Genomic DNA, 24,822 nt, shown 5'->3' on the forward strand with positions numbered 1-24,822 from the left:
TTGGTTATCGGGTCAGGGGTAGCCGCAGGTCACTTCGGGCCTGTCGTAGCCCAGGCTGTCCATTTCGTTGAACGGGTGCAGGAAGCCCTCCTGCGGTGAGGTACTGACCAGGGCCCGCGGCTGCACCAGCGGGATCGGCTGGCGCAGCTCGCCGTTCCACGGGCGGTAGCTGAGCTTGCGGCCCTTGAAGCCGTCCAGCGGCAACTGCTCGCTGAGCAGCAGTTGCTGCAGGGCGCGGGGCTCGGCCTGGCGCAGTTTGCTCACTGCGCTGGCGACGCTGCGCACGGCCATCCAGGCGGCGAAGTCGCGGTCGTTCATCCAGCGCCCGGCCTGGGCTTCGAAGCGCTTTTGCAACTGCGCCGCGCCGAAGGTTTCAACGGTCTTGTGCCAGCCGGTGGGGGTCAGGCCCTGGGTGCCGGCTACCGGCCGCGGATACCAGGTCTGGTAGGGCAGGTACTCGCCGAAGTCGCCGCGTTCGTCAGCCACCAGCACCACGTCGTACTCGGCGGTTTGGGTGAACAGCGGCATGTCGGCCTGGGCGCTGCGGCGCTGGTCGTTGTCGAATGTCCAGGCTTTCTCCGCGACCAGCTGCATGCCGAAGCGCTTCATGGCGCGGCGCAGGGCCGCCGCATAGGCCCGGTCATCGTCGGTCTGGCCGACGACCAACAGCGCCCGTTGCCATTTGCGCATTACCAGGAACTGCGCCAGGGCATCGGCCAGCATGGCGCGGCTGGGCAGGCTGTGCAGCACATTGCCCAGGCACTGGCTGCTGCGCAGGCTGTCGTCCGGGCTGCCGGCGTTGAACAGCAGGCTGTCGGGCAGGGCGGCAGATAGCGCGCGCAGGCTGGCGGCGGGGGCATTTACCACGAACAGCCGCAGGCCCTGGTCATGCTGGGCCTTGGCAGCCTGCAGCAGGGCTTCGGGGCTTTCGACCGTGGCATTGGCCAGGTGGAATTCCTGTTTGAGAAAACGCCCGCTGCTGTTGCTGTCGACAATCGCCAGTTCGGCGCCCTGCAGCCCGGCATCGGTGGGTTCGGGAATGATGTTGGACAGCAGCGGGCCGGGAGCGGGGCGATAGCCGAGATAGCCGATGCGCACTTGCAACGGTTCCCCGCCCGGGGCCTGCGCGGCGGGTGCCGGGCTTGCAGAAAACGTCGCGGCCAGGGCCAGCAGGCAGGTCATGGCAAGGTGGGCAGGCAGGCGCATAAGGCAACTCCACGGCAGATGGCGCCAGCATAGGAAGCGCGCCGGGAGGGGGGAATATGCAGAAAGTAGCGCTCGCCCGGTACCAAGGTAGTAATTCACCACATGGGCGCGGGTTTTACGATGGCCGCAGCAACCCCGAGGAGAACTGCCCATGCGCCTTGTCAACCTTTCGGCCCTGTGGCGGATCAACCTCTGGGTCACTTGTTGCTTCGCGATGTTGACGCTGGCCTGTGCCGTGGTGCTGTTGCGCCAGGCGGTGGCTGACGTGGAGCGGGAGCTGCAGTCGGCGCAAGCCGTGGTGGCATACCTCGGCGACACTGCCGAGCGCGACCCGCAGAGCCTGCAACCACGGCTGACGCAAAGCCTGCGCCATGTGCGGGTGCACTGGCTGGCGGCGGATGAACCTGCGCGGCTGCCGCAAGCAACCGGCCTGGATGCCTGGTTGGGCCGCCAACTGCTTGGGCAGCGCCACGACAGCAGCCGGCTGCTGGAGCTGGGGGATGGTCGCCGGGTAATGATCGCCGTGGATGCACGAGATGAAATCGACGAGGTGCGTGACTCCCTGCAGCAGTTGTTGGTCTTGTGCGGCCTTGCGTTGCTGCTGAGCTTGTTGACCATCCGTTGGGCGGTGCGGCGGGGCATGGGCTTGCTGGACGATCTGCTGCAGGCCTTGCGCCAGGTCTCGGGTGGGCAATTGACCGCACGCCTGCGCGAGGCCGGCCTGCCGGAGGCGCGCCAATTGGCGGAGCACTTCAACCGCATGACCGCGTCTCTGGAGCAGGCCCGCTGCGACAATACCCAACTTACCCAGGCCCTGCTGGCGGTGCAGGAGCAGGAACGCACCCAGTTGGCGCAGACCCTGCACGACGACCTCGGGCAATACCTGGCGGGTATTCGGGCCCAGCTCTGCCTGCTGCGCATGGTCGCCGACCAGCCAACCGCGGTGGCGCAGACGACACGCACCCTGGAGCTCGATTGTGAACGCCTGCAGCAAGGTTTCCGCGCCCTGGTACATGACCTGTACCCGCTGGCGTTGCAGCACATGCCGCTGGCCGAAGCCTTCGGCCTGCTGGTGAGCCAATGGCAGGCCAGCCAGGGTATCGATTGCCGCCTGCGGGTAGGCGAGCATTTGCCGGCACTACCCGGGCCGAGTCGCACGCATTTGTATCGTTTGCTGCAGGAGGCGTTGACCAACGTCGCCCGTCACGCCGGCGCAAGCCAGGTGCGGGTGCGCCTGCAACGCAGCGCCAAGGGCTTGCGCCTGCTGGTTCGCGACAACGGTTGCGGTGCCAGCCAGCCCCAGCGCCCCGGGGTAGGCCTGCACTCGATGGCCGAGCGCGCCCGCAGCCTGGGCGGTGAACTGCGCATCCTCAGCCGACCGGGTGCCGGCTGGGCGCTGGCCCTGAACATTCCCATGGAGGTGTGATGAATATCGTGTTGGTCGATGACCACGCCGTGGTCCGCCAGGGCTATGCCAGCCTGCTGCGAGCGGTGCTGCCGAAGGTACAGGTGCGTGAGGCTGCCAGTGGCGAAGAGGCGCTGGCGCGGGTTCAGGAACAGGTGCCCAACCTGGTGATCATGGACTTTGGCCTGCCAGGCATCAGCGGGCTGGAAACCACCCGGCGCCTGCGTCAGCGCCTGCCGCAGTTGCGGGTGCTGTTCTTCAGCATGCATGACGAACTGCCGCTGGTGCGCCAGGCGCTGGATGCTGGTGCCTCAGGATACCTGACCAAGAACTCGGCGCCCGAAGTGCTGATCGAGGCGGTGCAGCGGGTGTTGGCCGGGCATGCCTATATCGAACAGCCCTTGGCCACCCAGTTGGCCTGCACGTCACAGCAGAATGCCAGCGACCCGCGCCTGCAGCGCATGACCCAGCGTGAGCTGGAAATCTTCGTGATGCTGGCCAAGGGCACCCCGGTGCGAGGGATTGCCGAGCAGTTGTGCATCAGTGCCAAGACCGTGTCCAACCACCTGACCTTGCTCAAGAGCAAGTTGCAGGTCAGCTCCCATGCGGAGCTGGTGCATCTGGGGATTGATCTGGGGGTGGTGCGGGTGGCGGGGTGAGGTTTCTTTGAAGGCCAACATATGACTGATGGATTTAGCAGTGACTCTGTGGGAGCGGGTTCACCCGCGAATGAGGCGACTCGGTATATGGCACCGGCTTCGCCGGTGTTCGCGGGTGAACCCGCTCCCACAGGGGAACAATGTGCCCAAGCACGCTTTGCTCAATTGTCCCAGGTCTCGGGGCACCCCTTGCACCCCTCCATGTTGGCCTCTTGAAAATTCCCGTAATGCTGCCGCGCCCCGCGCAAGTCGGCGCGGGCCAGGTTGCTCTGGCCAAACTTGGCCTCCTGCAGGTTGGCATCGCCAAGGTCGGCCCCTTGCAGATCAGCCTTGCTCAGCCAGGCCATTTCCAGGTCCGCCGCGCGCAGGTTGGCCTGCTGCATCTTCGCCCCTGACAACCTTGCGAACTGCAGGTAGGCCGCGCTGAGGTCGGCCTTGGCAAATTGCGCACCCTGGGCAAACAGGCCCCAGCCCTGAATCGCAACGAGCCGGCTTTGGCTCAGGTCGGCCAGGCGCAGGTTGCTCTGCTGCAGGCTGGCGCGGGTCAGGTTGGCGCCTTGCAGGTTGGCCTTTTCCAGGTTGGCCAGGTCCAGCCGGGCATGGCGCAGGTCGGCATCGCGCAGGTCGGCGCCGGCCAGGTTCATCTTGCGCAGGTCCTGGTTGGCCAGGTTGGCGCCCCGCAGGTCGGCCCCCGGGCACTGGCTGGCTTCGGCAATCACGCAGCCGTTGATGGTCAGGGGGGTATCGTTGCCAGCGTCGTCGGCATTCTCGGCCATGGCAGGGGTCAGCACGATCAACAAGGCAAGTGGCAGGTAGTTCATGGCGAAAGGCTCTTGGCAGGAGAAAGGCAGAAGCGGGGAGGGGCGCAGGCCCGCTCCCCGCTGCAAGTCAACGCTGTGCAGTCTTGTTGTCCCAGCTTGGGATCTTGAACACCCAGAACGAACCACCCTGGGCCACCGGCTTGGTCAGTTCGGCCATGTCGCCGCCCCACAGCGGTACCGCGCCGCCGTAGCCCACGGTCACGCCGATGTACTGCTCGCCGTCCTGTTCCCAGGTGATCGGCGGCGAGACGATGCCGCTGCCGGTCTGGAACTTCCACAGCTCCTTGCCCGTCTTGGCGTCGAAGGCCTTGAAGAAGCCGTCGCCGGTGCCGGTGAACACCAGGTTGCCCTTGGTCGCCAGCACGCCGGCCCACAGCGGCAGGTGCTCCTTGTGCTCCCAAACCAGCTTGCCGGTGGTCGGGTCCATGGCGCGCAGGGTGCCGACGTGGTCGTCGTACATGCGCTTGATGCGGAAGCCCATGCCCAGGTAGGCCGAGCCCTTCTTGTAGTTCACTTCCTCGGTCCAGTACTCCTCCTTCCACTGGTTGCCGGGGATGTAGAACAGGCCGGTGTCCTGGCTGTAGGCCATGGGGTTCCAGTTCTTGCCGCCAAGGAAGGGTGGCGAGACCTCCACCGGCTTGCCCTTGGTTTCTCCCGGCAGCGGTTTGGCCGGGCGCTGCCCAGGGTTTTCCACCGGGCGCCCGGTCTTGAGGTCGATGTGGCTGGCCCAGGTGATGTTGTCGACGAAGGGGAAAGCGTTCTGCAGTTTGCCGTTGCTGCGGTCCACCACGTAGAAGAAGCCGTTGCGGTCGGCGTGGCCGGTGGCCTTGACCAGCTTGCCGTCCTTGCCCTTGTAGTCGAACAGCACCAGCTCGTTGTTGCCGGAGAAATCCCAGGCATCGTTGGGCGTGTGCTGGTAGAACCACTTCACTTCACCGGTGCTCGGGTCGACGCCGACCTGCCCTGAGGTATACAGGCTGTCGAAGTCATGCGGGTTGCCGTCCTTCGAGGTGCGCGCCCAGGTGTTCCAGGGGCCAGGGTTGCCGGCGCCGACAATGATGGTGTTGGTCTCGGGGTCGAAGCTGGCGCTTTGCCAAGGCGCGCCGCCGCCGTGGCTCCAGGCTTCGACCTTGCCGGTTTCGGTAGTGGGGTCGTCCGGCCAGGACGGCGCCTTGACGTCACCGGTCGGCGTGCTGTCCTTGCCGTTCAGGCGGCCCATGTGGCCCTCGACGAAGGGCCGCATCCACACCTCTTCACCGGTGTCCGGGTCGCGGGCGAACAGTTGGCCGACCACGCCGAATTCATCGCCGGAGCTGCCGTGGATCAGCAGTACCTTGCCGCTGGTCTTGTCCTTGATCAGCACCGGGGCACCGGTCATGGTGTAGCCGGCGGCGTGGTCGCCGAACTTCTTGTTCCACACCACTTTGCCGGTGCGCTTGTCGAGGGCGATGACCCGCGCGTCGAGGGTGCCGAAGTAGATCTTGTCGCCGTAGATCGCCGCGCCGCGGTTGACCACATCGCAGCAGGGGCGAATGTTGTCCGGCAGGCGGTGGTTGTAGGTCCACAGGCGTTTGCCGGTTTTCGCATCGAGGGCGAACACCCGCGAATATGAGCCGGTAACGTAGACCACACCGTCGCTGACGATGGCCTGGGATTCCTGGCCGCGTTGTTTCTCGTCGCCGAAGGAATAGGACCACGCCGGGGTCAGCTTGAACACGTTCTTGTCATTGACCTGGGCCAATGGGCTCCAGCGCTGGGCGTTGGTACCCATGCCGTACTGCAGCACATCCTGGGTGGTCAGGTGGTCGTTGGCGATGTCTTCCCACGTCACGTTCTTGCTGGCAGGTGCCGCAGGGGTGGTGGCTGCCGTGGCCACGCTGCCCAGGGCCAGGCTACCGGCCAGCAGCAAGGCCCGCACGCTCAGGGCCAGAGGGGAAAGGGCGGGTAGCGTTCTTGTTGTCATGGTTGCAGTTCCCAGTGGAGGTTTTGGCCTGCACAGGGTGGGACGGGGCGGGCCTTGCGGGATACGGAAAAAATCCCGCCCTTGCCGGGAATAGTTCCCACGGGGCACCTCATTTGGCCCTTCGCCACAAGCCCTACTACCAAGGGAGTAAGGCGCGGCCACCAAAGCAGCATTCGGCCGCCTGCGGGCTGTTTCTAAGATGGCGACACGGCCTCTGTGGTTGAGGCCTTGCGTGCAATCGTGAGGGCATAAAAATGACAACAAAACGCAACGTCTTGCTGGCTGCCGGGCTGCTTGCCAGTGCAGTGCTGACCGGCACTGCCTGGGCACATGGCAATGTGGTGCCCCAGGCCGTGGAAACCAAGGGCCTGACCCCGATCAAGGACGCTGGCGTAACCCTGGACGGCGATGGCTGGGCAGCGGTCAACCCGTACCGCAGCTCTCCCGAGCACGACAAGGCCGTGGAGATCGGTGCCTCGGCCTACAACCAGAACTGCGCCGCCTGCCATGGCCTGGAGGCCAAGTCGGGGGGCATCGCCCCGGATCTGCGCATGCTCGATGCCGGCGAGGCCGGGGATGAGTGGTTCGTCGAGCGGGTACGCCACGGTGCGGTCCGCGACGGCCGGGTGTACATGCCGAAAATGGCCGACTACCTGAGCCAGGAGGCCCTGTGGGCGGTGCGCACCTACCTGGACAGCGTGCACGTCGAGGAATGACGGCCATGCGTCTGTTGGCGGTGCTGTTCAGTGGCTTGCTGCTGTGCTGCGCGGCGGCGCAGGCGCAGGTGCGCAACTACGATGCGATCATCGCCGCCGGCGAATTGAAGGTGGCTGTGTACAAGGACTTTGCGCCCTACAGTTTCGAGGACCACGGCCAGCCGCGAGGTGTCGACGTGGAGCTGGCGCAGGCCCTGGCCACGGCGTTGGGGGTGCGCTTGCAGCTGATCTGGGCGCCACCCGGGGAAAAGCTCGACGACGATCTGCGCGACTACATCTGGCGCGGCAGCCCGTTGCGCCACCAGCAACTGGCCGACCTGATGATGCGGGTGCCATACGACCATGCCTATGCGCAGCGACGCAACGAGGTAGGCGAGCTGGAAAACGCCCAGGTGGTCATGTTCGGCCCTTATCAGGAGGAGCGCTGGCAGGTCGCCTATGATCGCCGCCGCCTGCCCTCGGTGGCCAGTGTCGCGGTGTTCCAGCAGCACCCGATCGGGGTCGAGGTGGACAGCGTACCGTCGTTCTATCTGACTTCTGTGTTCAACGGCATGCTCAGTGCCAGGACCCATCACTACCCCAATGTGCAGCAAGCTTTCGGCGCCATGCAGGCCGGCCAGGTGGACGCGGTGATGGCGATGCGCGGCGAAGTTGACTGGCAACTGCATCAAGCTGCCGACCCGCAGCTGGCCCTGGCGGAAAACGCCTACCCGAACCTTGGCAAGCAGGCCTGGGAGATCGGCATGGCGGTGCATGAAAGCAACCGGCAGCTGGCCTATGCGGTGGAGGAAGCGCTTGAGACGCTGATTCGTGATGGGCGGATGAAGGCGATTTATGCCAGTTATGGCCTGCGTTACCAGGTGCCGGAGATGTATCAGTAACAGGCTTCGCAGGCTTGTGAGTTTGTAAAAGCAACACATCCCCCTGTGGGAGCGGGTTCACCCGCGAAGAATGCGACGCGGTATATGGCACCGGCCTCGCCGGTGTTCGCGGGTGAACCCGCTCCCACAAGGACCGTGCACTGTCAGCCAGGTTTGCGTTGATCAAAAGGAGTGGGCGATGAACTGGCGAGCGACTTTCCTGCTGGCCTGCTGGGTGCTCTGGGCCGCACAAGCCCTGGCCAGCGAGCCAGGTAGCCAAAAGGACCCGGTGCCGTCGGTGATGTGGGACTTCTACCACAAGCAGCTGCTGGGCCAGGCCGCATTCGTGTTCGATGATCGGGTCAAGCTGCTGGCGCCACCCTTTGCCGAGGACGCACGCCAGGTGCCGTTGGAGATCGACGCTCGGGCGTTCAGCGGTGAAGTGGTGCGGATCATCGCCTGGGCCGAACTCAACCCGCTGCCGCGTATCGTCGACTTCCAGCCTGGCGAGCGCGTGCTGCCCTGGTTGTCGATCCGCATCCGCGTCGAACAGGCCACACCGCTGCGTGCCGCGGTGCTGACCCGCGACGGCCTGTGGCATGTCGGCTCGACCCTGATCGATGCTGCCGGCGGCGGTTGTACCGCGCCCAGCGTGGTACGCACTCAGCCCGGCTGGGAGGAACACCTTGGCGAAGTCCTGGGCGGACGCTACCCGCGCGGCGACAGCAGCCGCTTGCGCCTGCAGGTGGCTCACCCCATGGACAACGGCCTGGTCAGCGGCGTTCCCGAATTCTTCCTCAACCATGCCGAGTTGCAAGGCGCGGACGGCCAGCGCCTGGCCAGCCTGGAACTGTACCCGGCGGTCAGCGAAAACCCCAACCTGGGCTTCGACATCCAGGGCTCCGGGCCGACCCGGCTGTTGTTGCAGGACAACAGCGGCAACCAGTTCGAGGCGGCAGTGCCCTGAACGCGTTGCCGACTCCATCCCTGACCAGAGGCGCCCGTCATGCGTTGCATTCTGCTGTTGCTACTGTGCCTGGGCCTGCCGGCCTGGGCAGACCTGGACTATCGGCTCAAGCCCCGGCAGATCGCCGAAGGCACCTGGCTGCTGGAGGGCAGCACCGACAATTTCGCCAAGGATAACGGCGGCAATATCGTCAACACCGCGTTCATCGTCACCGACAGCGGGGTGGTGGTGATCGACAGCGGGCCGTCGAAACGCTACGGCGAAGCCTTGCGCCAGGCCATTGCCGCCACCACCGACAAGCCGGTAGTCGAAGTGCTGCTGACCCATCATCACCCCGACCATGTGCTGGGCAACCAGGCCTTTGCCGATGTGCCCATCGGCGCCCTGGCCGGTACCGGCGAGCTGTTGCGCCAGCAGGGGGAGGCCATGGCCGAGAACATGTACCGCCTGGTTGGCGACTGGATGCGCGGTACCGAGGTGGTGCTGCCGACCCGCGTGCTGGAGCCAGGTATTCACGAGGTGGGTGGGCACCGCCTGCGGCTGCTGGCGCTGGGCGGGCACACCGGTGCCGACCTGGCGATTCTGGATGAAAGCACCGGTGTGCTGTTCGCCGGCGACCTGGTGTTCTACGAGCGCGCATTGACCACGCCCAACAGCCCGGGGCTGGAGGTGTGGCTGAAGGACCTGGACACCTTGCAAGCGCTGCCCTGGAAGCAGCTGGTGCCTGGTCATGGCCCGCTCGCCAGCGATGCCCGGCCGTTTGCCCAGATGCGTGATTACCTGGGCTGGCTGGACGGGCTGATGCGCGACGGCGCGGCGCGTGGCGATGACATGGCCGAGATGATCCGCAGCCCCATACCCGAACGGTTTGCTGCTATCAGCCTGACCCGTTACGAGCTGATTCGCAGTGTCAGCCACTTGTACCCCCGTTACGAACGCCAGCAGCTGCGGCGTGTCGACGCCAAGCCCCCAATCTGAGGGTGTAACGCGGCCCCCTGTGGGACCGCGCAAGTTCACTGCTACCAAGGAACTAGAAAACTCAGCACTGCGGGCAATTGTTGGCAAGCAGGTCGGGACCAAGAATTCCCGACACACCGGGAAGTTTTCCCGGATACAACAAAAAAACCAAAGGTAGCCGTCATGACCCGATCCACACGTCGTCCCGTGTTCGCCTTGAGCCTGGTGCTCAGCGCCATGCTGCTTGCCGGTGCAGCCCACGCCGCTGTCAGCAATGAAGAAATTCTCCAGGACCCGAAGAACCCGCAGCAGATCGTGACCAATGGCCTGGGCGTGCAGGGCCAGCGCTACAGCCCGCTGAACCTGCTCAATACCGACAACGTCAAGGACCTGCGGCCGGTCTGGGCATTTTCCTTCGGTGGTGAGAAGCAGCGCGGCCAGCAGGCCCAGCCGCTGGTCAAGGACGGGGTGATGTACCTGACCGGCTCCTACTCACGGGTGTTCGCCGTGGACGCCCGTACCGGCAAGAAGCTGTGGCAATACGATGCGCGCCTGCCCGATGACATCCGCCCGTGCTGCGACGTGATCAACCGCGGCGTGGCGCTGTACGGCAACCTGGTGTTCTTCGGCACCCTTGATGCCAAGCTGGTGGCGCTGAACAAGGACACCGGCAAGGTGGTATGGAGCAAGAAAGTGGCCGACCACAAGGAAGGCTACTCCATCAGCGCCGCGCCGATGATCGTCAACGGCAAGCTGATCACCGGCGTCGCCGGCGGCGAGTTTGGCGTGGTGGGCAAGATCCAGGCCTACAACCCGGAAAACGGCGAGCTGCTGTGGATGCGCCCGACCGTGGAAGGGCACATGGGCTACGTGTACAAGGACGGCAAGGCGATCGAAAACGGCATTTCCGGCGGCGAGGCGGGCAAGACCTGGCCCGGCGACCTGTGGAAGACCGGTGGTGCGGCGCCTTGGCTGGGCGGCTACTACGACCCGGAAACCAACCTGATCCTGTTCGGTACCGGCAACCCGGCGCCGTGGAACTCGCACCTGCGCCCGGGCGACAACCTGTATTCCTCGTCGCGCCTGGCCCTGAACCCCGACGATGGCACCATCAAGTGGCACTTCCAGAGCACGCCGCATGACGGCTGGGACTTCGACGGCGTCAACGAGCTGATCTCGTTCAACTACAAGGACGGCGGCAAGGAGGTCAAGGCCGCCGCTACCGCTGACCGCAACGGCTTCTTCTACGTGCTGGACCGCACCAACGGCAAGTTCATCCGCGGCTTCCCCTTCGTCGACAAGATCACCTGGGCCACCGGCCTGGACAAGGACGGCCGGCCAATCTACAACGAGGCCAGCCGGCCGGGGGCGCCGGGTAGCGAGGCCAAGGGCAGCTCGGTGTTCGTCGCCCCGGCGTTCCTCGGGGCCAAGAACTGGATGCCGATGGCCTACAACAAGGACACCGGGCTGTTCTATGTGCCGTCCAACGAGTGGGGCATGGATATCTGGAACGAAGGCATCGCCTACAAGAAGGGCGCGGCGTTCCTCGGTGCCGGCTTCACCATCAAGCCGCTCAACGAAGACTACATTGGCGTGTTGCGCGCCATCGACCCGGTCAGCGGCAAGGAAGTGTGGCGCCACAAGAACTATGCGCCACTGTGGGGCGGGGTGCTGACCACCAAGGGCAACCTGGTGTTCACCGGCACGCCGGAAGGCTTCCTGCAGGCCTTCAACGCCAAGACCGGTGACAAGGTCTGGGAGTTCCAGACCGGTTCCGGCGTGCTCGGTTCGCCAGTGACCTGGGAAATGGACGGCGAGCAGTACGTTTCGGTGGTTTCCGGCTGGGGCGGCGCGGTGCCGCTGTGGGGCGGTGAAGTGGCCAAGCGGGTCAAGGACTTCAACCAGGGTGGCATGCTCTGGACCTTCAAGCTGCCCAAGCAACTGCAAACGGCAAGCGCCAGTCGCTAAGCCTGCAACCTGCCGCTTGCTGCCAGGGACCCTGTGGCAAGCGGCCCTACTACCAAATGACGAGAGCCCCGCTGCCAACGATGCATTCGCCCGGCAGGCGGGGCTTTTTACCATCGGCTCATCGCCTGTCGCCGGACAGGCATCGACCCACAGAGGCTCAGCATGATCTACGCACAACCCGGAACCCCAGGCGCCGTCGTGTCCTTCAAACCACGCTACGGCAACTTCATCAACGGTGAATTCGTGCCGCCGCTGGGCGGCCAGTACTTCACCAATAGCTCGCCGGTCAATGGCCAGCCGATTGCCGAGTTCCCGCGCTCCGGCGCCCAGGACATCGAGCAGGCCCTGGACGCCGCGCATGCCGCTGCCGAGGCCTGGGGCAAGACCTCGGTGCAGGACCGCGCCCTGGTACTGCTGAAGATCGCCGACCGCATCGAACAGAATCTCGAAGTACTGGCCGTTACCGAGAGCTGGGACAACGGCAAGGCCGTGCGCGAAACCCTCAACGCCGACGTGCCGCTGGCGGCGGACCACTTCCGCTACTTCGCCGGCTGCATCCGTGCCCAGGAAGGCGGCGCCGCCGAAATCAACGAGGGCACCGTGGCCTACCACATCCACGAGCCATTGGGCGTGGTCGGGCAGATCATTCCATGGAACTTCCCGCTGCTGATGGCCGCCTGGAAACTCGCCCCGGCGCTGGCAGCCGGCAACTGCGTGGTGCTCAAACCGGCGGAGCAGACGCCGTTGTCGATCACCATTTTCGCCGAGCTGATCGCCGACCTGCTGCCAGCAGGCGTGCTGAACATCGTCCAGGGCTTTGGTCGCGAAGCCGGTGAGGCACTGGCCACCAGCAAGCGCATCGCCAAGATCGCCTTCACCGGTTCCACCCCGGTGGGCTCGCACATCATGAAGTGCGCGGCCGAGAACATCATCCCGTCCACCGTCGAACTGGGTGGCAAGTCGCCGAACATCTTCTTCGAAGACATCATGCAGGCCGAGCCCGCGTTCATCGAAAAGGCAGCCGAAGGCCTGGTGCTGGCGTTCTTCAACCAGGGCGAAGTGTGCACCTGCCCGTCGCGGGCGCTGATCCAGGAATCGATCTACGAGCCGTTCATGGCCGAGGTGATGAAGAAGATCGCCAAGATCACCCGTGGCAACCCGCTGGACACCGCGACCATGGTCGGCGCCCAGGCCTCGGAGCAGCAATACGACAAGATTCTTTCCTACTTGCAGATTGCCCGGGAGGAGGGCGCGCAGCTGCTCACCGGTGGCGCTGCCGAGCGGCTCGACGGCGACCTGGCCAGCGGTTACTACATCCAGCCGACCTTGCTCAAGGGCAACAACAAGATGCGCGTGTTCCAGGAGGAGATCTTCGGCCCGGTGGTGGGCGTGACCACCTTCAAGGACGAAGCCGAAGCGCTGGCGATCGCCAACGACAGCGAGTTTGGCCTGGGCGCGGGGCTGTGGACCCGTGACATCAACCGTGCCTACCGCATGGGCCGCGGGATCAAGGCCGGGCGCGTGTGGACCAACTGCTACCACCTGTACCCGGCGCATGCCGCGTTCGGTGGCTACAAGAAGTCCGGGGTGGGCCGCGAGACGCATAAGATGATGCTTGATCACTACCAGCAGACCAAGAACCTGCTGGTGAGCTACGACATCAACCCGTTGGGCTTCTTCTAAAGCCTGAGCTGGCCTCGGGGGCTGCCTTGCAGCCCATCGCAGGCAAGCCAGCTCCTACAGGGACCGCGCAGGCTATGGATCTTGTGCAGTCCCTGTGGGAGCGGGCGAGCCCGCGAAGAGGCCGGCACTGCCATGCACAAATCCAAAGTTGCTCCGTGTTACCCCTACCAACGCACCCCGCAAACCTGTCCCAAAGTAGCATTCGGCCCCGTCGCCCCTCGTGCATTAATGCCTCTACCGGAATCGCCCGGCACCAAGAAGAGGAATGCCCCATGTGGACTAAACCCGCCTTTACCGACCTGCGCATCGGCTTCGAAGTGACGATGTACTTCGCCAATCGTTGATGCCTGTCCGGCCATCAGCGCGATGGCCGGTTCTTCATTGAGCATGCCCGTTGTGAACCTGATCGATCGCGAACAAGCCCTGGCCTTGCGCAAGGGCTTCCGCCTGCGCTGGGAGCCCTGCCGGGCCTGCCATGTGCTGCTGTACCCGGAGGGCACCATCGAACTCAATGCCAGTGCCGGCTGGGTGCTCGAGTTGCTGGACGGCCGGCGCAGCGTGGCGGCGGTCATCGACCGCCTTGCACAGCGCTTCCCCGGGGTGCCGGGGCTGGACGAGGACATCCTGGCGTTCCTGGAGGTGGCCCGTGCCAAGTACTGGATCGAATGAGCCGTGGCCAGGCTTTGGTCTGGTTGCTTTCGCTGCGGGATGCTTTACGCTGGCGGTTACCTTCCAGAACAATAAGAACAGGCTTCCCGATGAGCCAGAGTTTCAGCCCGCTTCGCAAGTTCGTTTCGCCCGAGATCATCTTTGGTGCCGGCTGCCGGCATAATGTCGCCAATTACGCCAAGACCTTCGGTGCGCGCAAGGTGCTGGTGGTCAGCGACCCCGGTGTGATTGCCGCCGGTTGGGTGGCGGACGTGGAGGCCAGCCTGCAGGCCCAGGGCATCGACTACTGCCTGTACAGCGCCGTATCGCCCAACCCGCGTGTGGAAGAGGTGATGCTTGGCGCCGAGATCTACCGGCAAAACCACTGTGATGTGATCGTCGCGGTCGGCGGCGGCAGCCCGATGGATTGCGGCAAGGCCATCGGCATCGTGGTCGCCCACGGGCGCAGCATCCTCGAATTCGAAGGCGTGGACATGATCCGCGTGCCCAGCCCGCCGCTGATCCTGATCCCGACCACGGCCGGCACCTCGGCGGACGTGTCGCAGTTCGTGATCATTTCCAACCAGCAGGAGCGCATGAAGTTCTCCATCGTCAGCAAGGCGGTGGTGCCGGACGTGTCGCTGATCGACCCGCAAACCACCCTGAGCATGGACCCGTTCCTGTCGGCCTGCACCGGTATCGATGCGCTGGTGCACGCCATCGAAGCCTTCGTTTCCACCGGCCACGGCCCGCTGACCGACCCCCATGCGCTGGAGGCCATGCGCCTGATCAACGGCAACCTGGTGGAGATGATCGCCAACCCCACCGATATCGCCCTGCGCGAGAAGATCATGCTGGGCAGCATGCAGGCGGGGCTGGCGTTTTCCAATGCGATCCTGGGTGCGGTCCACGCCATGTCGCACAGCCTGGGCGGGTTCCTCGACCTGCCGCATGGCCTGTGCAATGCGGTGCTGGTGGAGCACGTGGTGGCGTTCAACTACAGCTCGGCACCGGAGCGTTTCAAGGTGATTGCCGAAGTGCTGGGTATCGACTGCCGCGGCCTCAACCACCGGCAGATCTGCGCGCGCCTGGTGGAGCACCTGATCGCGCTCAAGCGTGCCATCGGCTTCCATGAAACCCTGGGCCTGCATGGGGTGCGCACGGCCGATATCCCGTTCCTGTCGCAACATGCGATGGACGACCCGTGCATCCTCACCAACCCGCGTGCGTCGAGCCAGCGTGATGTCGAGGTGGTCTATGGCGAGGCCCTCTGACGAGCAGCAACGGGCGCTGGCCGGGCTGCTGGGGCTGGGCGACCACTCGGCGCGCAAGAGCCATTACCCGGAGCTGGCGGCGCGCCTGGACGAACTGGAGGCCGAGCGCAACCGCTACAAATGGTTGTTCGAAAACGCCGTGCACGGGATTTTCCAGGCCAGCCTGCAAGACGGCATGCGTGCCGCCAACCCGGCGTTGGCACGCATGCTCGGTTACGACAACCCGCAAGCGTTGCTGTTTCCGCTGACGGACCTTGCCGCCAACCTGTTTGTCGGCGGGGCCGAAGAGTTGCACGCCATCACCGCGACCCTCGCCCGTGAACGCAGCCTGCACGGTTATGAAACCCGCTTGCGGCGCAAGGACGGCAGCCACCTTGATGTGTTGATGAACCTGTTGCTCAAGCCAGGTCAGGAAGGGCTGGTGGAAGGGTTTGTCGCCGACATCACCGAACGCAAGCTGGCCCAGCAGCGCCTGCAGCAACTGAATGACGAGCTCGAGCAACGGGTGGCTGCCCGTACCGATGAGCTGCTGGAGGCCAACCGCAACCTGCAACAGCAGATCGCCGAGCGCAAACAGATCGCCCGCGCCCTGCGCGATGCCCGCGACGCCGCGGAAACCGCCAACCGCAGCAAGGACAAGTACCTCGCTGCCGCCAGCCATGACCTGCTGCAACCGCTGAATGCCGCGCGGCTGCTGATCTCGACCTTGCGCGAAAGACCGCTGCCAGAAGCGGAAAAAGTGCTGGTGGAGCGTACCCATCAGGCGCTGGAGGGCGCTGAAGACCTGCTGACCGACCTGCTGGACATTTCCCGGCTCGACCAGGCGGCGGTCAAGCCGGACGTGGCGCTGTACCGCCTCGATGAGCTGTTCGGGCCACTGGTCTCGGAGTTCCGCACGGTGGCCGATGCGGCAGGCCTGAAGTTGCGTGCGCGCATTGCCGACTACGCCATCAGCACCGACCTGCGGCTGATGACGCGTATCCTGCGCAACTTTCTCAGCAACGCCTGCCGTTATACCGATGAGGGCAGGATTCTGCTGGGCGCCAGGCGCCGCGGCGATCACTTGCGCCTGGAGGTGTGGGATACCGGGCGGGGCATCGCGGCCGATCGGCTGCAGGCCATTTTCCTCGAGTTCAACCAACTTGACGTAGGCCGTGCCGCCGATCGCAAGGGTGTGGGGCTGGGGCTGGCGATCGTCGAGCGGATCGCCAAGATTCTCGGCTATCGCGTCGAGGTGCGTTCATGGCCGGGGCGTGGCTCGATGTTCAGTATCGACGTGCCGATCGGCGAAGCCATGCCGCTGCCTATCCACCAGGCCGCGCCGCAGCCTGGCGCCGGCAACCCGTTGCCGGGCCGCCGCCTGCTGGTACTGGACAACGAAGTGAGCATCCTCGAGAGCATGGGCGCGCTGCTCGGACAGTGGGGCTGCGAAGTGGTCACCGCGACCGACCAGGCCGGGGCCTTGCTGGCCTTGCAGGGGCGGGCACCGGAATTGATCCTGGCGGACTTTCACCTGGACCACGGTGTTGTCGGCTGCGAGGTGGTCAGGCACTTGCGTGAACATTTCGGCGCCGCCATTCCCGCGGTGATCATCACTGCCGACCGCAGCGATCAGTGCCGACGCTCCTTGAACAAGCTCGGTGCGCCGTTGCTGAACAAACCCGTCAAACCGGGGAAGTTGCGTGCGGTGTTGAGCCAGTTGCTGGGCTGAAGTCTCAACCCCATGGCCTTGCGTGACAGATAACTGAATTCGCAAGCGATCCTCGTACCCTGTGGGAGCGGCTTTAGCCGCGAAGAATCCAACGCGGTGCATGGCACCGGCTGCGCCGGTGTTCGCGGCTAAAGCCGCTCCTACAGGGGGGGCGCGCAGTGCCAGGTGGCTGTTCCTGAAATGGGACTCTGTATGGCCCTGGTGGATCACAAGTCAGTTGTGTGCCGCCGGTGCCTTTGCCTCCAGCAGGGCGGTACCGAGCGTTTGGTGATAGTGCCCGGGGCCAAGCAGGCGCAAGATTCCGGCCTTTTCGAGCTTGCCAAGCACCTTGCCGTTGGCTTCGCACAGTTTCACAACGATCTGGCGTTCATGCAGTTGCTGGATCACTTCCTCCAGGGTCTGCAGCCCGGTGATATCCATGAAGGGCACCCGCTTCAGGCAAATTACCAGCAGTTCAGGGTCGGTATGCGTTTGTGACAGAGCGCGCTCGAAGGTTTCAGCGGCGCCAAAGAACAGCGGGCCTTCGATGGTGTACACCAGCACGCCGGGGGGCAGCGATTTCTGGCCGTTGCTGTGCAGTTGATTGGCCAGTTCCTCTTCGACCACCTGCTGGACTTCGACGGACGATGCCATGCGGCGCATGAACTGAAGCATGGCGAGGATGACGCCGATATTCACGGCGATCACCAGGTCGCTGAACACCGTCAAGGTGAAGGTGACGAGCAGGATGGCGATGTCGGCTCTCGGTGCGCGCTGCAGCATGCGCTTGAAATGCTTCAGCTCGCTCATGTTGTAGGCGACGACGAACAGGATCGCTGCCAGTGCGCAGAGTGGAATGTTCGACGCCAGTGGCGCCAGGAACAGAATGATCAGTACCAGTGTCAGCGCATGGATGATGCCGGCCAACGGCCCGGTAGCACCATTGCGGATGTTGGTCGCTGTCCGGGCAATGGCACCTGTGGCGGCAAAGCCCCCGAACAGCGGCACTACCAGGTTGGCGACCCCTTGGCCGATCAGTTCCTGGTTCGAGTCGTGCCTGGTCCCTGCCATGCCGTCGGCGACAACAGCAGAGAGCAACGATTCGATGGCCCCCAGCATGGCGATCGCAAAGGCTGGCCCGATCAGTTCGATCACCCGCGCCAGGGAGACTTCGGGCCAGGTCAGTGACGGCAAACCTTGTGGGATAGCCCCGAAGGCGGTGCCGATGGTAGCCACACCGTCAAAATGAAACAGGGATTGGACCAGCGTCGCGAACACCATGGCTACCAGTGGCCCGGGCAGGCGTTTCAGCACGGGCAGCCTTGGGGCCAGGATCAGCAAAGCAAGGCTGCATGTCGCGAGCAGCGTCGTGGCAATGTGGAGGTCCGGCAGGGCTAGCAACAGATGCCACAGTTTTTCGTGGAAGTGCCCACCTTCGATTTCGGGCAGGCCGAAGAAGTCACGCCATTGCCCAACCCAGATGATGATGCCGATGCCGGCGGTGAAACCTACGATCACCGGGTCGGGAATGAACTTGATGACTGCACCCAGGCGGGTAATGCCAAGCACCAGCAGTATGGCGCCAGCCATCATCGTGGCCAGTTGAAGGCCTTCCACTCCGTACTTCGCCGTCACCCCTGCGAGGATCACGATGAAGGCCCCGGTCGGTCCGGCGATCTGCAATCGACTGCCGCCCAGCAAGGAAACCAGCAGCCCGCCTATGATCGCCGTGTAGATGCCTTGCTCCGGCTTGACCCCGGAAGCGATGGCGAAGGCCATGGCGAGGGGCAGCGCAACAACCCCGACGATGAGGCCGGAGACAAGGTTGCGCATCCAGTGTTCACGCTTGAACAGGCCGGCGTTCCAGGCTTCGCGAACCGCGATCATTGCAGGCTCCTTGATAAGGTGCATGCACATAGTATTTAGCATGCCATGGGCCTGTTGTGCCTCTGAACGAACTGATCGAGCTGAACGAGGCGGAGCAGGGTAGGCGCGGCATCTGCACCCTCAAGCGTTCATATTCGTGAACAGTGCACAATATTGATTTGTTCGCGGCGCTATTTCTCTTGCCCCCGCAATTCCCAAGAATTCGCCTCACTTTCAAATACCGAGGCTTTCCCCATGACCGCCATCAAGCACGCCCTGCTCGCGTTCGCCACCCTGGTCACCCTGTCGTCCACCCTGGCTGTTCACGCCGAGGAGTCGTCGGCATTCGTCGAGCGCAACCATTCCCTCAACGCCCACGCCTTCAGGAAATGACGCCGGTTATGGAGATCATGAACGTGAAACTGCCCGTAACGGGCAAAAGGGCGCTGTTCGCCTTGTCGCTGGCGGCATTGCTGGTCGGCTGTGGCCCGCAGGCGCAGGAGAGTGCTCCGGCGGCGCCGAGTGTGGTGGTGAGCCAACCGTTGAAGTCGACCATCAGTGACTGGGACAGCTTTACCGGCCGGTTCGAGGCAACCGATTCGGTAGAGGTACGCTCGCGCGTCAGCGGCTACCTGGAGAAGGTAGCCTTCCGGGACGGTGCAATCGTGAAGAAGGGCGATCTGCTGTTCGTCATTGATTCGCGCAGCTTCCAGGCGGCGGTGACCCAGGCCCAGGGCAAACTGGCCCAGGCCCGTTCGCAACAGGCTCTGGCCGAACAGGAGTATGCCCGCGCCAAGGTGCTGATCGATTCCAGGACCATTGCGCAGAGCTTGTACGACCAGCGCCTGCAAGCGCGCGAGGCGGCCCGCGCCGAAGTGCTCAGCGCCGAAGGCGCGCTGGCCAGCGCTCGTCTGGACCTCGAGTTCACCCGTATCACCGCGCCCATGAGCGGGCGTATCAGCCGCAAATTGATCAGCGAAGGCAACCTGGTCAACGGTGGCAGCAACGATGCCACCCTGCTGACCACCATCGTCTCGCTCGATCCCATCGACATCTACTTCGACATCGACGAGCAGAGCTACCTGAAGTACCGCCGTCAGTCGGCCGGCAACATTGCCGGGAGCCAGGTGCGCATCGCCCTGCCAGGCGAGCTCCAGGCATCGCTGAGCGGGCGCATGGATTTCATCGACAACCGCCTGGACCCATCCACCGGCACCCTGCGCCAGCGCGCGCGGGTCAGCAACCCGGACCTGGCGTTGAGCCCGGGCCAGTTCGGCCGCGTGCAGTTTTCCGCGCGCCCGGCCTATGAGGCCTTGCTGGTGCCGGATACGGCCGTAGGCATCGATGCCACGCGCAAGGTGCTGTATGTGCTCGATGCACAGAACCGCGTCGAACTGCGCCCGGTACAGCTGGGCAAGCTGCATGACGGCCTGCGCGAAGTGGTCAGCGGCCTGCAGGCCGACGACCGGGTCATTGTCGATGGCCTGCAACGGGTACGCGCCGGGGATACTGCTATCGGTGAACAGCGCAGCCTGACCCGGGTTGCCGCCGCCAACCCGGCCCAGGAGGCGACGCTATGAACCTGGGACGCACCTCGATCGACCAGCCGGTGCTGGCGATCGTCCTCTCGGTGGTGCTGATGATCGTCGGCGGCCTGGCCTACCTGGTGCTGCCGACTGCCGAGTATCCCGACATCGCGCCACCCACGGTAGTGGTCCAGGCCACCTATCCGGGGGCCTCGGCGCAGACCGTCGCCGAGACTCTGGCGATCCCGCTGGAGCAGGAGGTCAACGGTGTCGAGGACATGCTCTACATGTACAGCCAGGCCACCTCCGATGGCAGCCTGAACCTGACCGTGACCTTCAAGGGCGGCACCGACGTCGACAAGGCCCAGGTGCTGGTGCAGAACCGCGTGGCCCTGGCCACACCACGCCTGCCCGAACCGGTGCAGCGCAGCGGTGTGTCGGTGCGCAAGTCCTCGCCGACCCAGCTGTCGACCATTTTCATTTCCTCGCCCAAGGGCACCTATGACCAGCTGTACGTGTCGAACTTCGCCATTCGCACCGTGGCCGATACCCTCAAGCGCATCGACGGCGTTGGCGACATTAACCCGCTGGGCGCGCGTGAGTATTCGATGCGCATCTGGCTGGACCCGGAGCGCGTCGCCGCCTTCGACCTGACCCCGGGCGACATCATCGCCGCCGTGCGTGCGCAGAACACCCAGGTGGCCGGCGGCGTCATCGCCCAACCACCGGTGGCCTCCCAGGCGTTTCAGCCGAACCTGATCTTCGAAGGGCGGCTCAAGGAGCCGGCTGACTTCGACAACATCGTGCTCAAGTCCGGCGAGGCGGGCCGCCTGGTGCGCCTGAAGGACGTGGCGCGTACCGAGATCGCCGGGCTGGCCTACGTCAACAACACCTACTACCTGCGCAACCCGGCCATCGGCCTGCAGGTGCTGCAGCGTCCGGGCGCCAATGCCCTGGCGACCATGCAGGTGGTGGAGCAGACCATGCAGCAACTTAGCAAGGACTTCCCGGAGGGCATCGAATACAGCATCGGCTACAACCCCACGGCGTTCATCGCAGACAGTATCGGTGAGCTGGGCAAGACCATCTACGAGGCGGTAATCCTCGTGGTGCTGGTGGTGCTGTTGTTCCTCCAGGGCTGGCGGCCGTCGATCATTCCGATCCTGGCCATCCCGGTGTCACTGGTGGGTACCTTCGCAGTGATGGCGCTGCTGGGTTACTCGATCAACAACCTGACCCTGTTCGGCCTGGTGCTGGCGGTAGGGATCGTGGTCGACAACGCCATTGTCGTGGTGGAGAACGTCGAGCGCCACCTGGGCGAGGGCAAGAGCCCGCTCCAGGCGACCATCGTCACCATGCAGGAGATTGGCGGTGCGCTGGTGGCGATCACCCTGGTGCTCTGTGCGGTGTTCATTCCCACGGCGTTCATCCCGGGGATTTCCGGCGAGTTCTTCCGCCAGTTCGGCGTGACCATCGCGGTGGCCACGGCCATTTCGCTGTTCAACTCGCTGACCCTGTCGCCGGCGCTGGCGGCGATGATCCTGCGCCGTCACGGTGGCCATGCGCCGCTGCGTGCCGGTCTGCCGGGCCTGCCGCGGCGCGCTGCCGAAGCGTTCAACCGGGGCTTTGCCCGGCTGTCCAATGGTTATGCCGGCAGCGTCCGCGGCCTGGTTGCCAGGACGCCGCTGATGCTGGCCGTGTATGCCGTACTGATCGCCGCTACCGCCTACCTGATGGTGTCCACGCCCAAGGGCTTCATCCCGGCCCAGGACCGTGGCTACCTGGTGGTGATCGTGCAATTGCCCGACGGCGCATCGCTGGAGCGTACCAACGCGATTTCCCAGCAGATCGAAGCCATCGCCCTGCAGGTGCCGGGTGTCGACAGGGTGCCGACCTTCTCGGGCTTCTCGATGGTCACCGGGACCAACTCGTCCAATTCGGCGGGCCTGGCCCCGGTGTTCGAACCCTGGTCCAAGCGCAAGCTGAAGGGCCGCACATCGGACGTGATCGCGGCCGACTTGCGCGAACGCCTGAAAGCGGTCAGCGGTGCGTCGGTGATTGTCGCCACGCCGCCGCCGGTGCAGGGGCTGGGCAGTACCGGTGGTTTCTCCCTGCGTCTGCAGGACCGTGCCGGGCTAGGCAGTGACGCGCTGGCCAAGGCCACGGCGCAGCTGATTGCCGCCGCCAACGCCACACCGGGCATGACGGGCGTGTATTCGCCGTTTTCGGCCAGCACTCCGCAGGTGTTCGTCGAGCTCGACCGTGAGCGCGCCGAGATGCTGGGCGTGCCAAGCAGCCAGATCAACCAGGCCATCGAGACCTACTTCGGCTCGACCTACATCAACGACTTCAACCTGGTCGGCCGCACCTACCGTGTCACTGCCCAGGCCGACCTGCCTTACCGGGTCACGCCAGAGGACCTGGCGCGGGTCAAGGTGCGCAATCAGGCCGGGCAGATGGTTCCGCTGGCCAGCGTGACGCAGCTGCACGAGGCCCTGGGGGTAGAGCGCTTCCCGCGTTACAACCTGTTCCCGACCGCCGAGATCAACGGTGACACCTTGCCAGGCCTGGGTTCGACCTATGCCATCGAGACCATGGAACGCCTGGCCAAGGTGAATCTGCCGGCGGGCATCAGCTACCAGTGGACCGACCTGAGCTACCAGCAGACCACCGCCGGCAACATGGGCCTGCTGGTCTTCCCGCTCTGTGTGGTGTTCGTCTACCTGGTGCTGGCGGCGCAATACGGCAGCTGGAGCCTGCCGCTGGCGATCCTGCTGATCGTGCCGATGTGCCTGCTGGCCGCGGCCGTTGGCGTGCGCCTGATGGGCCAGGACATCAACATCCTCACCCAGATCGGTTTCATCGTCCTGGTGGGCTTGGCGGCAAAGAACGCCATCCTCATCGTCGAAGTGGCCCGGCAACTGGAGAAGGAAGGGCAGGGTACGGTCGAGGCGGTGGTGGAAGCCTGTCGCCTGCGCCTGCGGCCGATCCTGATGACCTCGCTGGCGTTCATCCTTGGCGTCTTGCCACTGGTGCTGTCCGAGGGGGCCGGTTCCGAGATGCGCCTGGCGGTGGGGGCTGCGGTGTTCTTCGGGATGATCGGGGTAACCCTGTTCGGCCTGGTGTTCACACCGATTTTCTATGTGCTGGTTCGTCGCCTTGCCGGCGGCGAACGGCAGGTATCGTCACAGCCTTCGGCTGTCGAACAGGACTTCCAGCGATGAACATGCGTCTTCGTTTCCCCGTACTGGGTTTTACTGCGGCGCTGCTGGCTGCATGCGCTGCCCCGAGCTTGCCGCCGCCCAGCGCTGCACCTGTGCAGCATTACCTCAATGCCCGCTCCGAAGCACCGCTGGCTGTGACCGAACAGTGGTGGCGCGGCTATCACGATCCGCTGCTCGACCGCCTGGTACAGCGGGCACTGGATGATAATCTCGATCTGCAGGTTGCCCTGGCGCGCATCGATGCAGCCCGGGCCCTGAGGGCAGTCAGCGCTGCGGCCGGCAGCCCGGCCCTGGACTTCGGCGCCAGTGCCGCACGCCAGCGTACCTCGGCTTACCAGACCGGCTACAGCGAGGCACTGATCGATGCGCCGATCTCGTTGGGCCTGGGCGCCAGCTGGGAGCTTGACCTGTTTGGCCGCATCCGTGAAGGCGTCCGCGCTGCTGACGCCGAGGTGACGGCAAGTGAAGAGCAAGCCCATGCAGTAAAGGTTGCGCTAGTGGGTGAAGTGGTCCAGGCCTATGCCCAGGCCCGAGGCCTGGAGCAGCGCCTGGAGATCGTCCGCCAGAGTGCCCAGAGCCAGGCCGAGACCTTGCAGTTGAGCGAGCAGTTGTACGCGGCGGGCAGCAGCCCGGAGGCCGACCTGCTGCGGGCCCGCGCCCAGGCCGACCGCACTGCGGCCCGGGTGCCGGCGCTGCGCCTGGAGTGGCAGCGCACCGTGCACCGGCTTTCGGTGCTGCTGGCCATGCCCAGTGCCGAGTTGTACGGGCAGATGCATGCCAGCCCGGCGAGTGTGCGTGAGGTGGCCTTGCAGGATGCTGGCACGCCTGCGGACCTGCTGCGTCGGCGTCCTGACGTGAAGGCTGCCGAGGCACGGGTGGTTGCCGCCTATGCGCGGGTTGGCGTGGCCAAGGCAGAGCTGATGCCACGTCTGAGCCTGTCGGCGGCGTTGGGTTCGTTGATCAATGGCATGAGCGCGGCCACGCTGGCCAACTCGACCTTCTGGCTGGCCGGCGTCAATGCCAGCGCGCCATTGTTCGATGGTGGCCGGCGCAAGGCGCAGGTGCAGGTCCGGGATGCCGAGGCGCGGGAGGCGTTGCTGAGTTACCGGCGCACGGTGCTGGTGGCGGTGTCGGAGGTGGAATCGGCACTCGCGGCGGCACAGCGCAATGCGGAGCGCCAGGTACTGCTGGCACGTGCCAGCGAGCAGTCGACCTCGGCCTTCGAGCAGATCCGCCGTTCGTGGCAGGCTGGCGAGGCGCCGTTCCTTGATGTGCTGGAGGCCCAGCGCAACCAGCTCAGTGCCCTGGATGCCCTGGCCACGGTACGCACTGCCCAGTGGCAGAACCAGGCGGCACTGGTCAGTGCGTTAGGCGGGTAAGCGTAATGGG

20 protein-coding genes are annotated in these 24,822 nt (G+C 64.8%); 16 read left to right on the forward strand and 4 right to left on the reverse strand.

What is annotated here, in order from left to right; all coding sequences use genetic code 11:
* Positions 1-12 precede the first annotated feature (12 nt).
* Positions 13-1,206, reverse strand: a complete 1,194-nt coding sequence (locus QN085_RS10885) for a lanthanide ABC transporter ABC transporter substrate-binding protein PedA1 (protein WP_013972170.1) — start codon at positions 1,204-1,206, stop codon at positions 13-15.
* Between the two features lie 151 nt (positions 1,207-1,357).
* On the opposite strand from QN085_RS10885, the gene QN085_RS10890 reads away from it, so the two are divergent.
* Both QN085_RS10890 and QN085_RS10895 read left to right on the forward strand, forming a co-directional pair.
* Positions 1,358-2,632 (forward strand): HAMP domain-containing sensor histidine kinase, encoded by a 1,275-nt coding sequence (locus QN085_RS10890; protein ID WP_015270048.1) that lies wholly within the window; start codon positions 1,358-1,360, stop codon positions 2,630-2,632.
* Positions 2,632-3,270, forward strand: coding sequence for a response regulator (locus QN085_RS10895; protein WP_003257635.1), 639 nt, complete (start codon positions 2,632-2,634; stop codon positions 3,268-3,270). Before QN085_RS10890 ends, QN085_RS10895 begins: the two co-directional genes overlap by 1 nt.
* A 161-nt stretch (positions 3,271-3,431) precedes the next feature.
* On the opposite strand, the gene QN085_RS10900 is transcribed toward QN085_RS10895, so the two are convergent.
* Positions 3,432-4,091 carry a pentapeptide repeat-containing protein gene (locus QN085_RS10900; protein WP_013972173.1) on the reverse strand — a complete coding sequence of 220 codons (660 nt, stop codon included), beginning with the start codon at positions 4,089-4,091 and terminating at the stop codon, positions 3,432-3,434.
* A gap of 67 nt (positions 4,092-4,158) precedes the next feature.
* Complete coding sequence (gene exaA / locus QN085_RS10905; RefSeq protein WP_013972174.1) at positions 4,159-6,054, reverse strand: quinoprotein ethanol dehydrogenase; 1,896 nt, start codon at positions 6,052-6,054, stop codon at positions 4,159-4,161.
* Between the two features lie 254 nt (positions 6,055-6,308).
* On the opposite strand from exaA, the gene pedF reads away from it, so the two are divergent.
* The 10 genes from pedF to QN085_RS10955 all read left to right on the forward strand — a co-directional run bounded on the left by pedF (position 6,309) and on the right by QN085_RS10955 (position 16,838).
* Positions 6,309-6,770: a cytochrome c-550 PedF gene (gene pedF, locus QN085_RS10910; RefSeq protein ID WP_013972175.1), complete on the forward strand. Its 462-nt coding sequence runs from the start codon at positions 6,309-6,311 to the stop codon at positions 6,768-6,770.
* Between the two features lie 5 nt (positions 6,771-6,775).
* A complete protein-coding gene (locus QN085_RS10915) occupies positions 6,776-7,651 on the forward strand; it encodes a substrate-binding periplasmic protein (RefSeq protein ID WP_015270051.1) in 876 nt (291 codons plus the stop codon).
* 178 nt (positions 7,652-7,829) lie between these two features.
* Positions 7,830-8,597 carry a quinoprotein dehydrogenase-associated SoxYZ-like carrier gene (locus QN085_RS10920; protein WP_041506076.1) on the forward strand — a complete coding sequence of 256 codons (768 nt, stop codon included), beginning with the start codon at positions 7,830-7,832 and terminating at the stop codon, positions 8,595-8,597.
* A gap of 39 nt (positions 8,598-8,636) precedes the next feature.
* Positions 8,637-9,575 carry a quinoprotein relay system zinc metallohydrolase 1 gene (locus QN085_RS10925; protein ID WP_013972178.1) on the forward strand — a complete coding sequence of 313 codons (939 nt, stop codon included), beginning with the start codon at positions 8,637-8,639 and terminating at the stop codon, positions 9,573-9,575.
* A 162-nt stretch (positions 9,576-9,737) separates the two neighbouring features.
* Positions 9,738-11,522: a PQQ-dependent alcohol dehydrogenase PedH gene (pedH, locus tag QN085_RS10930; RefSeq protein ID WP_024086834.1), complete on the forward strand. Its 1,785-nt coding sequence runs from the start codon at positions 9,738-9,740 to the stop codon at positions 11,520-11,522.
* A gap of 162 nt (positions 11,523-11,684) precedes the next feature.
* Positions 11,685-13,205: an acetaldehyde dehydrogenase ExaC gene (gene exaC, locus QN085_RS10935; RefSeq protein WP_024086835.1), complete on the forward strand. Its 1,521-nt coding sequence runs from the start codon at positions 11,685-11,687 to the stop codon at positions 13,203-13,205.
* A gap of 272 nt (positions 13,206-13,477) precedes the next feature.
* A complete protein-coding gene (gene pqqA / locus QN085_RS10940; protein ID WP_003253598.1) occupies positions 13,478-13,549 on the forward strand; it encodes a pyrroloquinoline quinone precursor peptide PqqA in 72 nt (23 codons plus the stop codon).
* A 52-nt stretch (positions 13,550-13,601) separates the two neighbouring features.
* Positions 13,602-13,874 carry a pyrroloquinoline quinone biosynthesis peptide chaperone PqqD gene (pqqD, locus tag QN085_RS10945; protein WP_003257646.1) on the forward strand — a complete coding sequence of 91 codons (273 nt, stop codon included), beginning with the start codon at positions 13,602-13,604 and terminating at the stop codon, positions 13,872-13,874.
* A gap of 89 nt (positions 13,875-13,963) precedes the next feature.
* Positions 13,964-15,127: an alcohol dehydrogenase-like regulatory protein ErcA gene (gene ercA, locus QN085_RS10950; RefSeq protein WP_013972181.1), complete on the forward strand. Its 1,164-nt coding sequence runs from the start codon at positions 13,964-13,966 to the stop codon at positions 15,125-15,127.
* On the forward strand, positions 15,111-16,838 hold the full coding sequence (locus QN085_RS10955) for a PAS domain-containing hybrid sensor histidine kinase/response regulator (RefSeq protein ID WP_015270056.1): 1,728 nt from the start codon (positions 15,111-15,113) through the stop codon (positions 16,836-16,838). The genes ercA and QN085_RS10955 overlap by 17 nt, the downstream gene beginning before the upstream one ends.
* Before the next feature lie 213 nt (positions 16,839-17,051).
* On the opposite strand, the gene QN085_RS10960 is transcribed toward QN085_RS10955, so the two are convergent.
* Entirely contained in the window at positions 17,052-18,704 is a 1,653-nt protein-coding gene (locus tag QN085_RS10960) for a SulP family inorganic anion transporter (protein ID WP_031325238.1), read from the reverse strand.
* 234 nt (positions 18,705-18,938) lie between these two features.
* Here QN085_RS10960 and QN085_RS10965 point away from each other — a divergent pair, with 234 nt between their 5' ends.
* From QN085_RS10965 to QN085_RS10980, 4 genes are read left to right on the forward strand one after another with little or no spacing between them, the layout of a single operon-like run.
* A complete protein-coding gene (locus tag QN085_RS10965; RefSeq protein ID WP_023662445.1) occupies positions 18,939-19,076 on the forward strand; it encodes a hypothetical protein in 138 nt (45 codons plus the stop codon).
* Between the two features lie 17 nt (positions 19,077-19,093).
* Positions 19,094-20,263 (forward strand): efflux RND transporter periplasmic adaptor subunit, encoded by a 1,170-nt coding sequence (locus QN085_RS10970; RefSeq protein ID WP_038410393.1) that lies wholly within the window; start codon positions 19,094-19,096, stop codon positions 20,261-20,263.
* Positions 20,260-23,433, forward strand: coding sequence for an efflux RND transporter permease subunit (locus tag QN085_RS10975; RefSeq protein WP_041506075.1), 3,174 nt, complete (start codon positions 20,260-20,262; stop codon positions 23,431-23,433). The genes QN085_RS10970 and QN085_RS10975 overlap by 4 nt, the downstream gene beginning before the upstream one ends.
* Complete coding sequence (locus tag QN085_RS10980) at positions 23,430-24,812, forward strand: efflux transporter outer membrane subunit (RefSeq protein WP_041506074.1); 1,383 nt, start codon at positions 23,430-23,432, stop codon at positions 24,810-24,812. The genes QN085_RS10975 and QN085_RS10980 overlap by 4 nt, the downstream gene beginning before the upstream one ends.
* Positions 24,813-24,822: the final 10 nt, after the last annotated feature.

The sequence above is a fragment of the Pseudomonas sp. M2(2023) genome, from assembly GCF_030263955.1.
Classification (GTDB): domain Bacteria; phylum Pseudomonadota; class Gammaproteobacteria; order Pseudomonadales; family Pseudomonadaceae; genus Aquipseudomonas; species Aquipseudomonas asiatica.

Bases quoted from the DNA above. Each gene is read 5' to 3' on its own strand.
- QN085_RS10885 (WP_013972170.1), bottom strand. From the start codon at position 1,206: ATGCGCCTGCCTGCCCACCTTGCCATGACCTGCCTGCTGGCCCTGGCC.
- QN085_RS10890 (WP_015270048.1), top strand. From the start codon at position 1,358: ATGCGCCTTGTCAACCTTTCGGCCCTGTGGCGGATCAACCTCTGGGTC.
- QN085_RS10895 (WP_003257635.1), top strand. From the start codon at position 2,632: ATGAATATCGTGTTGGTCGATGACCACGCCGTGGTCCGCCAGGGCTAT.
- QN085_RS10900 (WP_013972173.1), bottom strand. From the start codon at position 4,091: ATGAACTACCTGCCACTTGCCTTGTTGATCGTGCTGACCCCTGCCATG.
- exaA (WP_013972174.1), bottom strand. From the start codon at position 6,054: ATGACAACAAGAACGCTACCCGCCCTTTCCCCTCTGGCCCTGAGCGTG.
- pedF (WP_013972175.1), top strand. From the start codon at position 6,309: ATGACAACAAAACGCAACGTCTTGCTGGCTGCCGGGCTGCTTGCCAGT.
- QN085_RS10915 (WP_015270051.1), top strand. From the start codon at position 6,776: ATGCGTCTGTTGGCGGTGCTGTTCAGTGGCTTGCTGCTGTGCTGCGCG.
- QN085_RS10920 (WP_041506076.1), top strand. From the start codon at position 7,830: ATGAACTGGCGAGCGACTTTCCTGCTGGCCTGCTGGGTGCTCTGGGCC.
- QN085_RS10925 (WP_013972178.1), top strand. From the start codon at position 8,637: ATGCGTTGCATTCTGCTGTTGCTACTGTGCCTGGGCCTGCCGGCCTGG.
- pedH (WP_024086834.1), top strand. From the start codon at position 9,738: ATGACCCGATCCACACGTCGTCCCGTGTTCGCCTTGAGCCTGGTGCTC.
- exaC (WP_024086835.1), top strand. From the start codon at position 11,685: ATGATCTACGCACAACCCGGAACCCCAGGCGCCGTCGTGTCCTTCAAA.
- ercA (WP_013972181.1), top strand. From the start codon at position 13,964: ATGAGCCAGAGTTTCAGCCCGCTTCGCAAGTTCGTTTCGCCCGAGATC.
- QN085_RS10955 (WP_015270056.1), top strand. From the start codon at position 15,111: ATGGCGAGGCCCTCTGACGAGCAGCAACGGGCGCTGGCCGGGCTGCTG.
- QN085_RS10960 (WP_031325238.1), bottom strand. From the start codon at position 18,704: ATGATCGCGGTTCGCGAAGCCTGGAACGCCGGCCTGTTCAAGCGTGAA.
- QN085_RS10965 (WP_023662445.1), top strand. From the start codon at position 18,939: ATGACCGCCATCAAGCACGCCCTGCTCGCGTTCGCCACCCTGGTCACC.
- QN085_RS10970 (WP_038410393.1), top strand. From the start codon at position 19,094: ATGAACGTGAAACTGCCCGTAACGGGCAAAAGGGCGCTGTTCGCCTTG.
- QN085_RS10975 (WP_041506075.1), top strand. From the start codon at position 20,260: ATGAACCTGGGACGCACCTCGATCGACCAGCCGGTGCTGGCGATCGTC.
- QN085_RS10980 (WP_041506074.1), top strand. From the start codon at position 23,430: ATGAACATGCGTCTTCGTTTCCCCGTACTGGGTTTTACTGCGGCGCTG.